At 33.4% G+C, this 11,921-nt stretch carries 7 protein-coding genes; 6 read left to right on the top strand and 1 reads right to left on the bottom strand.

Annotated elements, in window-relative coordinates; all coding sequences use genetic code 11:
- Positions 1-2 precede the first annotated feature (2 nt).
- The 4 genes from H8K90_RS02980 to H8K90_RS02965 all read left to right on the top strand — a co-directional run bounded on the left by H8K90_RS02980 (position 3) and on the right by H8K90_RS02965 (position 8,165).
- The gene (locus H8K90_RS02980) at positions 3-1,886 is read left to right on the top strand and encodes an alpha-amylase family glycosyl hydrolase (RefSeq protein ID WP_186844448.1); all 1,884 of its coding nucleotides are present in this window, start codon (positions 3-5) and stop codon (positions 1,884-1,886) included.
- 5 nt (positions 1,887-1,891) lie between these two features.
- A complete protein-coding gene (locus H8K90_RS02975; protein WP_186844447.1) occupies positions 1,892-3,562 on the top strand; it encodes an alpha-amylase family glycosyl hydrolase in 1,671 nt (556 codons plus the stop codon).
- The gene (locus H8K90_RS02970; protein WP_186844446.1) at positions 3,559-5,679 is read left to right on the top strand and encodes a glycoside hydrolase family 97 protein; all 2,121 of its coding nucleotides are present in this window, start codon (positions 3,559-3,561) and stop codon (positions 5,677-5,679) included. The genes H8K90_RS02975 and H8K90_RS02970 overlap by 4 nt, the downstream gene beginning before the upstream one ends.
- Before the next feature lie 107 nt (positions 5,680-5,786).
- Positions 5,787-8,165 carry a GAF domain-containing protein gene (locus H8K90_RS02965; protein ID WP_186844445.1) on the top strand — a complete coding sequence of 793 codons (2,379 nt, stop codon included), beginning with the start codon at positions 5,787-5,789 and terminating at the stop codon, positions 8,163-8,165.
- On the opposite strand, the gene H8K90_RS02960 is transcribed toward H8K90_RS02965, so the two are convergent.
- Complete coding sequence (locus tag H8K90_RS02960) at positions 8,155-9,426, bottom strand: Pycsar system effector family protein (protein ID WP_186844444.1); 1,272 nt, start codon at positions 9,424-9,426, stop codon at positions 8,155-8,157. The two genes, H8K90_RS02965 and H8K90_RS02960, sit on opposite strands and share 11 nt — an antisense overlap.
- Positions 9,427-9,608: 182 nt before the next feature.
- Here H8K90_RS02960 and H8K90_RS02955 point away from each other — a divergent pair, with 182 nt between their 5' ends.
- On the top strand, positions 9,609-11,171 hold the full coding sequence (locus tag H8K90_RS02955) for a protein adenylyltransferase SelO (RefSeq protein WP_186844443.1): 1,563 nt from the start codon (positions 9,609-9,611) through the stop codon (positions 11,169-11,171).
- A 23-nt stretch (positions 11,172-11,194) separates the two neighbouring features.
- Positions 11,195-11,920, top strand: a complete 726-nt coding sequence (locus tag H8K90_RS02950; RefSeq protein ID WP_186844442.1) for a flavodoxin family protein — start codon at positions 11,195-11,197, stop codon at positions 11,918-11,920.
- Position 11,921: the final 1 nt, after the last annotated feature.

Below are 11,921 nucleotides of genomic sequence, written 5' to 3'. Positions count from 1 at the left end.
TAATGAACACTAAATTTCTAACTTGTTTAATACTCGTTTTTGCCATGTTCATCGGTTGTAAAAACGAAGTCAAAGAACCAACGGTTCAACCAGAAGAAATTAAAACGAATATGAAGAAAAAAGAAGTCGTTTATCAAGTATTTACAAGACTATTCGGAAACACAAATACCACCAACAAACCTTGGGGAACATTAGAGGAAAATGGAGTTGGGAAATTCAATGACTTTACGGATAAAGCACTTTCAGAAATCAAAGATTTGGGAGTTACACACATTTGGTACACAGGAGTTCCGCATCACGATGTCATTACGGATTATACCAAATTCGGCATTTCAAACGATGATCCAGATATCGTAAAAGGTCGTGCTGGTTCTCCTTATGCAGTTAAGGATTATTATAATGTGAATCCAGATTTAGCTGTAAATGTTGAAAACAGACTAGAAGAATTTGAAGCTTTGATTGAGCGTTCGCACAAAGCTGGCTTAAAAGTGATTATTGATATTGTACCAAATCACGTTGCACGTAACTATCAGAGTTTATCAAATCCAGAAGGAGCATCAGATTTTGGCGCAGAAGACGACAAAACAAAAACGTACGACGTTAATAATAACTTTTATTACAATCCAGGCGAAGCATTTAAAGTGCCAGAATGGAAACACGGTTACCAACCTTTAGGTGGTGAAACACATCGTCTTGCAGATAGTAAGTTTGAAGAAGTGCCAGCAAAATGGACAGGAAATGGATCAAGAGCATCACAACCTGATATGAGTGATTGGTACGAAACCGTAAAAGTAAATTATGGAGTATCACCAGATGGTAGAAAGGATTTTGATGAATTACCAGAAGGTTTTGATAATGAAGACTACAAAAAACATTTCGAGTTTTGGAAAGATAAGACTGTACCTAGTTCATGGAAGAAATTTAAAGATATTGCATTTTATTGGACAGCAAAAGGCGTTGATGGTTTCCGTTACGATATGGCAGAAATGGTGCCAGTTGAGTTTTGGAGCTATTTGAACTCGCACATCAAAATGAAAAATCCAGATGCCTTTTTATTAGCTGAGGTTTACAACCCAAGTCTTTACAGAGATTACATCCGTAAAGGAAAAATGGATTATTTGTACGATAAAGTTCAGTTGTATGATACGTTAAAACACGTTATGCAAGGTCACGGAAGTACAGATAACATTCCACCAATTTTAAATGAGTTGAGCGATATTGAGCACAATATGCTTCATTTTCTAGAAAACCATGATGAGCAACGTATAGCAAGTCCAGATTTTGCTGGTAGTGCAGACAAGGGTAAACCAGCAATGGTCGTTTCGGCAACGTCATCTACAGCGCCAACCATGATTTATTTCGGACAAGAATTTGGTGAACCAGGAGCGGAAGATTTAGGCTTTGGAGATCCAACCAGAACTTCGATTTTCGATTATGGTTCAGTGCCATCTCAAGTACGTTGGGTTAACGATAAAAAGTTTGATGGAGGTCAATCCACAGAAGCAGAAAAAGAGCTTCGAGATTTTTACAAACGTTTATTGAATTTCACCATTAATAGTTCGGCATTAATGGGCAATTATCAAGATATTCAACATTATAACCATCAAAATACAGAATGGTATAATGATAAGGTGTTGTCCTTTGTTCGTTGGAGTGATGATGAACGATTGATTGTTATTTCAAATTTCAACGCAGAGAACACTTATGGATTCGAATTACAATTGCCAAAAGATTTAGTTCAAAAATTAAAACTTCAAGATGGTGAATACGAAGTAAAAGATCAATTATACAACACTTATACTTCGACGTTAAAAGTTGACAATGGCAAAGCCGAAGTGAGAATCGACATAAAACCTCTAGAATCATTTATACTTAAAATTAAGTAAGCGATATGAAAAAAATAATAGTACTAATTTGTATTTGTTTTATGGCATTCAACTGTAAGGACACAACAAGCTCAGAAAAACAAGATCCAATTGTAGATAAACCATTCGTTTGGGAAGGTGCAAATCTCTACTTCTTATTAACAGACAGGTTTAATAATGGAGATACCTCTAATGATGTTAATTTTGATAGGACTCTAGAAACTGGAAAGTTACGAGGGTTTAAAGGAGGTGATATAAAAGGCATCACACAAAAAGTAAAAGAAGGTTACTTTACAGATTTAGGAATCAACGCCATATGGATGACGCCTATCGTAGAGCAAATCCATGGTGGTACCGATGAAGGCACAGGAGTTTCATACGGTTTTCATGGCTATTGGGCAAAAGATTGGACCAGAATAGATCCTAATTTTGGAACTAAGGAAGACTTACATGCCTTGGTAAAAGAAGCGCATGCTAAAGGTATTCGTATAGTTTTAGATGCGGTAATAAACCACACAGGTCCTGTAACTGAAAAAGACCCTGTTTGGCCAGAAGAATGGGTGAGAACTGACAAGCAATGTACATATGATAATTACGAAAACACAGTAAGTTGTACTTTGGTTGCTAATCTTCCAGATATTAGAACAGAAAGTAATGAAAATGTAGAATTACCTCCTCAATTAGTAGAAAAATGGAAAGCGGAAGGTCGTTATGAGCAAGAAGTGAAAGAGCTTGATGAATTCTTTGAACGTACGGGTCATCCAAGAGCACCTCGTTTTTATATCATGAAATGGTTAACCGATTATATTACTGAATTTGGGGTAGATGGTTATAGAGTAGATACTGTAAAACATACCGAAGAATATGTTTGGCAAGAGTTTAAGAAGGAATGTGATTATGCGTTTGCTGAATACAAAAAGAATAATTCTGAAAAAATATTAGATGATAATGACTTTTATTTAGTTGGCGAAGTTTATAATTACGGAATAAGTGGTGGTCAGTTTTATGATTTTGGTGATAAGAAAGTGAATTACTTCGATCCTGCTAGTTTTCATAGTTTAATCAATTTTGAATTTAAGTGGAATTCAAAAGAATTGGGTTATGAAGCACTTTTTAAAAAATATTCAGATTCTTTACATGGTAGTTTAAAAGATTTTGGAACATTAAATTATTTAAGCTCTCACGATGATGGTAGTCCGTTTGATGCTGTGCGTAAAAAGCCATTTGAAACAGCAAATAAACTTTTGTTATCACCAGGAACATCACAAGTGTATTATGGTGATGAATCCTCACGTTCACTTGTTGTGCCAGGAACAGAAGGTGATGCTACATTGCGTTCCTTTATGAATTGGGATTCCATTGCAAAACGACCAAGAACAAAAGAAGTCTTAAGTCATTGGCAAAAATTAGGTAAATTTAGAGCAAATCATCCGGCTGTTGGAGCAGGTGCACATCAAATGATTACGGAGCAGCCATACTATTTTTACAGAAGTTACCAAACTGAAGATTTTAAAGATTTAGTAGTTATCGGTTTAGATTTAGAAATAGGAGAAAAAATTATTGATGTCTCTAAAATTTTTGAAGAAAGAGTAAGGTTACGAGATGCTTATTCTGGCAAAACTGCAACTGTAGAAAATGGTAAAATAACAATAGATTCAGATTTTAATATTGTACTAATCGAAAAAGATAAATCATGAAAATTAAATTCATACCTCTACTTATAATTGCTGTGTTGTATTCTTGTACAAAGGAGAATGCAAAAATTCTGGACGTGTCATCACCTAATAAGGAAGTTGAGGTCAATTTCAATATCAATAAAGAAGGCAAACCATTTTACACTGTAAAGTTCAATAATAAAACAGTTGTAGACACCTCGTATTTGGGTTTCGACTTTAAGGATATCGAAGGTTTTGATAAAAACTTCAAAATAAACAATACGTCAACATCATCTTTTAACGAAACATGGCAAATGCCTTGGGGAGAACAATTAGATGTAGTGAACAACTACAACGAGTTAAAGGTAGAGCTTCAAGAAAATAATGAAACTGCACGTTTAATGACTCTTGTTTTTAAAGTGTATGATGATGGTATTGGCTTTAGATATGAATTCCCTGAACAAGCTAATTTTAAGGGTGATGTATACGTTAATGATGAACATACAGAATTCAATCTTACAGAAGACTACAAAACCTTTTGGATTCCTGGCGATTGGGATATTTACGAGCATTTGTATAATACAACTAAGCTTTCAGAAATAGATGCTTTACAATTCGCTAATCATAAGAATTTAGCGCAAACTTACATTCCAGAAAATGCGGTGAATACACCTGTAACGATGGTTGGAAGTGATGGCACACATTTAAGTTTTCATGAAGCCGCTCTAATCGATTATTCTGGTATGACCTTAAAAGTGGATACTGAAAATCTTAATTTAAAAAGCAACTTGGTTGGTTCAGAAAATACAGATTATAAGGTGAAGAAGACCGTTCCTTTTAATACACCATGGCGAACCATTCAAATTTCAGATAATGCATCAGATTTAATTGAGTCTAAACTTATAGTTAATCTCAACGAGCCAAATAAGTTGGGTGACGTTTCTTGGTTTAAACCTGTGAAATACACAGGAGTTTGGTGGGAAATGCACCTTGGCAAATCCTCTTGGGATTATGGTATGACACAAGATATGAGCACATGGACAGATGGTGGAAAATCACATGGAAGACACGGAGCAACTACTGAAAACGTTAAGAACTTTATTGATTTTTCAGCTAAAAACAACATCGGAGGTGTTTTGGTTGAAGGTTGGAATACTGGTTGGGAACATTGGATTGGTTTTGAAGATCGCGAAGGTGTTTTCGATTTTGTAACTCCATATCCAGATTACGATATTGATGAAGTGACACGTTATGCCAAAGAAAAGGGTGTGGAAATCATTATGCATCACGAAACCTCTGCCGCTACAGAGACTTACGAAAAACAACAAGATACTGCTTATGCGTTAATGCAGAAATATGGTATGCATGCCGTAAAATCGGGTTATGTTGGTAAAATTTTACCTAAAGGTGAATACCATCATGGGCAATACATGGTTAATCAATATAATAATGCAGCGATTAAAGCGGCTAAATATGAAGTGGCTGTTAATGCACATGAGCCAATTAAAGCCACAGGTTTACGAAGAACATATCCTAATATCATTTCACGAGAAGGCCTTAGAGGACAAGAATTTAATGCTTGGGCAAGCGATGGAGGTAATCTGCCAGAACATTTACCAATTGTAGCTTTTACACGTATGTTATCTGGTCCTATTGATTTTACTCCAGGTATTTTCAATATAAAATTCGATGAGTATAAAAAAGATAATCAGGTTAATACAACAATAGCTCAGCAATTAGCACTTTACGTAGTAATTTATAGTCCAGTGCAAATGGCAGCAGATTTAGTAGAACATTATGAAGCTAATCCAAAACCACTGCAATTCATTAGAGATGTAGGTGTGGATTGGCAACAAACAAAAGTATTGAATGGTGAGGTTGGTGATTATGTTACTATTGCTAGGCAAGAACGCGGAACAGGCAATTGGTTTGTTGGAGGTATTACTGATGAAAACGCAAGAACTATAGACCTAACTTTTGATTTCTTGGATGACAACCAAAATTACGAAGTTATCATTTATAAAGATGGTGAAAATGCGCATTGGGATAATAATCCGTTAGATATTACTATTGAGAAAATAGATGTAACTAAAGGTTCTAAATTGTCAGTTAATTTAGCCGAAGGTGGTGGTTTTGCGATGAGCTTAATAAAAAAATAGTTCTTTTTTAACAGTTTGGCTTGTAACAAAGCAAGATGTTAGTTAGTCTATATAAATGCGACTAAGCGTAATATTTGTAACTTTGCAGAATACTCAAGCTAATCATATTGGACATAAACGATAACATAGAATCCCCATTTGTTCTAAAAGTAAGTTTTAACAAGCTCTTAAATCAGTACGAAAGTTTAATTCGTGCAGATAATGATTTTATAGCGGCTAATGCACGTCGTGTTCTTGAGATTGCTGAGAAAAATCCAATACTAAGAGATGGTTTTAGCAATTATGATTTGTTTAAAACTTACGAAAAAGAGATAGAAGGTATTCTTCAAGATTCATTTAGTCCTATATTAACTAAAAATGAAATTAAGACGGCTTCAATACCCTTCCATAATTTTATTTTTAATTCTTCAGAACGGTTTAGATCTATACTAAAAACTGCAGGTGATGATTTTGAGTTGCAAATGAAGAATTTACCAGAAGATCAAACTTACATTATAGCATGTACTATAATTTTGGATTTTTACTATGGTTATAATCTTAATTTTAAGCGACCGTTTTTTTACGAAATTCCAGATGCAAAAGGGATAACACGCTATTATAAAATTCTCTACAATGCAGATTTTACAGAAATTTATCCAAAGAAAAATACGCCAAAAATTACGCAAGAAGATTACGACGAATTATTAGATAATTTTGAGAATATTGACTTGTGGAAAGAAAAATTTCCTCCAAATAGTTATGAGTTTAAAGGTTTTGTGATTTCAAATATTTTTGATGTTACTGACGATCAATCCATTTCAAATATTAAATCGTCTTTAATAGGTGAGGATAAGCGCAAAGATGAAAGCTTTATGAAAAGCTTCTATGACATCTTTCGGTCTTTATTTGGTTTAAAAAATATAGAAGTAGGATTTTCAATATATAACCATCAAGAAAATACTTTTGAACGTGTTTACGGAGTAGGAATGAATAGTTTTTTACTTAATGATTTAGAAAGTAAATATTGCCATGATGCCTTATGCGAATGGTCGTACAATAGATTGTTAAATGAGCATAAGTATTTTTCAGTTTCTGATGTAGATAGATCATTTAAACTTTCCGAATGTAAAGCTCCACATGTAGATGTGTTGCATGAGCAAGGTTATAAGAGTGCTATTTTTGCACCAATAGCAAATGATGATGGCTTAATGGGAATACTAGAGATTGTCTCAAAAAAGCCAAAAGTTTTAAATAGTATTAATGCAAATAAATTGGCAGATGTCATGCCATTTATCGTATCTGCTGTAGAACGCTCAAAAAATGAAGAAGAAAATTTAATTGAGGCAGTAATACAAAAAGAATGCACTTCTATTCACTCTAGTGTACATTGGAGATTTGTTCAAGAAGCAAGAAATTACATCAAAACCGAAATGAGTACCGGTGAAAAACCAACATTCAAAAAAATAGCATTTGATAATGTTTATCCTTTATTCGGACAAATAGATGTAAAAGGATCATCGAGTGCCAGAAATTTGGCAACTCAAAAGGATATAGCTCTACAACTTTCATTGGTTGAGAAAATATTAGAACAAACTATAGAAGAGAAAAACTTACCTATTTTTGAGCAGATTAAGTATCAGGTCTTAGAGTTCAGTTCTGGGTTAAAAGATAATTTTAAAGTAGATAGTGAGCATGGAATAACTACTTTTTTAAAAGAAGAGGTTAAGCCAATTCTAGAGCTTATTGGAGAAACTCAGCCATCTGTGAAAGCCGATGTGGAAGATTATTTTAGTAAAATAGATACAGATTTAAATGTTATTTATTTCTATAGAAAGCATTATGATGATACAGTTAAGTTAATTAACACAAATATGTCCTCCTTGCTAGATGAGAAGCAAGTTGAAGCGCAACAAATGTATCCTCATTTCTTTGAACGTTTTAAGACCGATGGTGTTGAACATAATATGTATATAGGTGAATCTATAACAAAGCAAGATAGCTTTAATATGATTTACCTCTATAATTTACGATTATGGCAGTTACAAGTTATGTGCGAGATGGAGAATGAATACTATCAAAATCAGAATGAGTATCCAATAGCCTTAGATGTTGCATCTATGATTTTAGTTTTTAATCAGCCTTTATCAATACGATTTAGAATGGATGAAAAACGTTTTGATGTAGATGGAACCTATAACGCACGTTACGAAGTTGTAAAAAAACGTGTGGATAAAGCTTACATTAAGGGTACCGAAGAGCGTATTACTCAAAAAGGAAAACTGACTATTGTGTATTCGCAAAAAGAAGACGAAATAGAGTATACTAGGTATATTAAATTTTTACAATCTAAAAAAGTTTTAAATACCGATTTAGAATATTTAGAACTAGAAGATTTACAAGGTGTAACTGGTTTAAAAGCTTTACGCGCAAGCATACTTTATCACGAAAGTAACGATGATAAAAATTTCTATACCTATGATGATTTAATGGAGACTATTAAATCTTAAAATTTTCATCGAAATTTTGCTGTTCTAAGTTATAAGAGGTTTGATCCGTGTTTGGTAATACATCTTGTATTTCAATACCAGGGTTGTTTTTAACCGCTATTCCAAAAGATATTAAAGATATTATTATACCAATCATAAATACTGTATAAGTGATTCGTAATAGCCTATACTTGCGTTCTAACACCTTTCCAAGAAAATATAAGTCCTTGGTAAGCGCTTTATAAATGTAATCTTTGTCTTGTACTAATTCTTTAATTGCCCATTCAAATTCATCTAATTCCATTTTATGAAAATTACCAAAAAAGCTTAAATTCACCTTTTGGTTTTTAACATCCTCCTTAGTGAATTCACCGCTAGTTACATTTGGTCGTGTTGCTATAATTGAAAGAATCATTGAAATAACACAAAACAAGGTGAAGATTACCGTTGGCCAAGTTAAATAAGGGTTAGTATCTAGTTTAGAGATTAAGTTAGCTAAAACCACCGAAATAATAATAGCATTTACGGATAACAATATGTTTGCCTTTGTATCGGCAATGTCACTTAATTTTATATGGTTTCTTAGTGCTACTCTATAAAATGTTTGTACACCACGCTCCGGACTTTCATTCTTATACTGTGCCTTGTATTTGGCCTTTATTTTTTCAATGTCGAGTTTCTTTTTCTTCTTTTTCTTGTTGTTCATTAATTTGGCTAAGTTTTTTTCTTTTCTAGGTTGCCAATTTTTTAAAGCATAATCTGTATAAAACTGATGTTTCTTCGTTAGTACCTCAATATTTTCAGTTCTCCATTCAGTAGGAGAAAAAGTTTTTCTTCCTTGTAGCTCTAATTCTTTTCTTAAAAATTCGCTCGCCTCATTAAAATACTTCTTGCCAAAATGAGATGCATCTGCATCTCTAATTATTCTTTCCAATTGATTATTTGGCTTTGCATCAAATTTTGTAGCCATAATACAATCCATTACAGACTTAATTATGTCTTTGTCAACTTCTTTTTTATTTAGAAATTCAGTAGCTAATTTTACACTTTCCTCCTCATGATTATCACATCCTTTTACATAACCTATATCGTGTAATAATGCCGTGAGTTCTAATATTTCGGCTTCTTTTTCTGTAAGATCTGAGTTTTCTATGATTTCTCTAGTGCTTTTTAATACCCGTTCTGTATGTGTGTAATTATGATAAATAAAAGTATTAGGAAGCTCTTCTTTTAAGAGGTCGAAAACAAACTCTTGTGTTTCTTCAATTAGAGACTTTGACATAGATGTTTTTATATTTTATAATTAGGTCTAAATTACGAAAAATACAAGACTTAACATTCTATTGTTATAAAGACAAATATTGAAGTTGTATTTTTATAAAGTCGACAAGTTGTAATATTTATAAGTCTTTGTCGACAAAGTGATAACAACATTTCAGAGACTAGAACCACTTATTTCATTATATGAAATTACAAATATCAGATACTTTTAATAAAGTATTACCTTCAGATTCCAACACAACTAATGCCAGACGTCAGGTATTTGAGGCAACCCATTCTTATGTTAATCCTAAAACACCTACAAAACCAAAGATAATTCATGTCTCAAAGGAAATGGCAAATACCATTGGTTTAGATGAAAGTGAGATTAATTCTAAAGAATTTTTAAGCGTGTTTTCTGGTAGTAAAGTATATCCTAAAACAAAGCCTTATGCTATGGCTTATGCAGGTCATCAATTTGGTAATTGGGCAGGACAGTTAGGTGACGGAAGAGCAATTAATTTATTTGAAGTTTTAGAAAACAATAAAAGATGGGCAGTTCAGCTCAAAGGCTCAGGTGAAACACCTTATTCTAGACAAGGAGATGGTTTAGCGGTTTTGCGCTCATCGATTAGAGAATATCTATGTAGCGAAGCCATGTTTCACTTGGGCGTGCCAACTACAAGAGCTTTGAGTTTAATGTTATCTGGTGACGATGTGCTGAGAGATATGCTATACGATGGCAATGCAGATTACGAAAAAGGAGCTATTGTTGCTAGAGTTGCACCAACCTTTATTCGCTTTGGTAATTTTGAATTATTTGCAGCACGAAAAGATTTAGATAATTTAAAAAAGCTAACAGATTATACTATAAAATACTTTTATCCAGAACTTGGAAAGCCTTCAAAGGAAACCTATATAAAGTTTTTTGAAACTGTTGCTAATCGAACTTTAGATATGATTATCCATTGGCAGCGCGTTGGTTTTGTACATGGTGTTATGAATACAGATAACATGTCCATACTCGGTTTAACTATTGATTATGGACCTTATGGATGGTTAGAGGGTTTTGATTTTGGCTGGACCCCTAATACAACCGACAGGCAAAATAAACGCTATCGTTTTGGCAATCAGCCCAATATTGGACTTTGGAACTTACTGCAATTAGCCAATGCACTGTATGCTTTGGTGGAAGAGGCTGAACCTTTTGAAACCATATTAAATCGATATCAAAAAGATTTCGAAGAGAAATCACTAGATATGATGCGTTCTAAAATAGGGTTGCATCTAAAAGATAATAACGATTTAAAGCTTATGACAGATTTAGAAGATTGTTTATTGCTCACGGAAACTGATATGACTATTTTCTTTAGAGAATTGGCAAATTTTAATATTAAGAATTCAGAAAATGGTATAAGTATTATAGCTAAAGCCTTTTATCAACCAAATGAGTTAAAAGATATAGTTATAGAGCAATGGAATTCTTGGTTTAAAGCTTATCATCGTAGGCTAATGAAAGAGAACTTGTCTGATATGGATAGAAAACAAAAAATGAATTTGGTAAATCCTAAATATGTGCTAAGAAATTATATGGCTCAGCTAGCTATCGATAAGGCTGATGAAGGAGATTATAGTTTGGTTGATGAATTATTTCAACTTCTAAAAAAACCATATTCTGAACAGCCAAAATTTGAAAAATGGTATGCAAAACGACCAGAATGGGCAAGACATAAAGTAGGATGCTCAATGTTGTCTTGTAGTTCTTAATTTTTAACTTAAAAAAATAACCAATGGATTTTTCAAAACTAAAAGTATTATATGTCAACTGTACCTTAAAAAAATCACCTGCAGTGAGCCATACCGAAACTTTAATGGAGGTTTCACAAAAAATTTTAACAAAGGAGAATGTCTCTTTTGATATGGTTAGACCTATAGATCATAATATAGCACCAGGAGTATATCCAGATATGAAAGAACATGGTTGGGATAAAGACGAGTGGCCAAGTCTTTATAAAAAAGTAACCGAAGCAGATGTTTTAATAATAGGGACACCAATATGGCTAGGAGAAAAATCATCTGAAGCGCAAAAACTAATAGAACGTCTTTACGCAATGAGTGGTGAAACCAATGAAAAAGGTCAGTATATATATTACGGTAAAGTTGGTGGATGCATGGTAACAGGTAATGAAGATGGTGTTAAGCACTGTGCAATGGGTATTTTATATGCGCTGCAACATGTTGGATACTCCATTCCACCTCAAGCTGATTGTGGTTGGATAGGAGAAGTAGGTCCAGGACCAAGTTATGGTGATAAAGAGTGGAAAGGAGAAACAGTTAATCCGCCAGTTGGGTTTGATTCAGAATTCACAAATAGAAATACAACCTTTATGACATATAATCTATTACACTTAGCAAAATTATTGAAAGAAAATAAGGGTTATAGTAACTATGGTAATTCTCGAAAAGCTTGGGATAACGGGTCGCAATGGTCATTTGAAAATCCAGAATACAGATAGA

Origin of the sequence: Winogradskyella echinorum (assembly GCF_014297365.1) — a bacterium.
GTDB lineage: Bacteria > Bacteroidota > Bacteroidia > Flavobacteriales > Flavobacteriaceae > Winogradskyella > Winogradskyella echinorum.
The sequence above is the reverse complement of the archived record's forward strand: the minus strand, read 5'-3'. Positions and strand labels throughout refer to the sequence as shown.

Bases quoted from the DNA above. Each gene is read 5' to 3' on its own strand.
- H8K90_RS02980 (WP_186844448.1), top strand. From the start codon at position 3: ATGAACACTAAATTTCTAACTTGTTTAATACTCGTTTTTGCCATGTTC.
- H8K90_RS02975 (WP_186844447.1), top strand. From the start codon at position 1,892: ATGAAAAAAATAATAGTACTAATTTGTATTTGTTTTATGGCATTCAAC.
- H8K90_RS02970 (WP_186844446.1), top strand. From the start codon at position 3,559: ATGAAAATTAAATTCATACCTCTACTTATAATTGCTGTGTTGTATTCT.
- H8K90_RS02960 (WP_186844444.1), bottom strand. From the start codon at position 9,426: ATGTCAAAGTCTCTAATTGAAGAAACACAAGAGTTTGTTTTCGACCTC.
- H8K90_RS02955 (WP_186844443.1), top strand. From the start codon at position 9,609: ATGAAATTACAAATATCAGATACTTTTAATAAAGTATTACCTTCAGAT.
- H8K90_RS02950 (WP_186844442.1), top strand. From the start codon at position 11,195: ATGGATTTTTCAAAACTAAAAGTATTATATGTCAACTGTACCTTAAAA.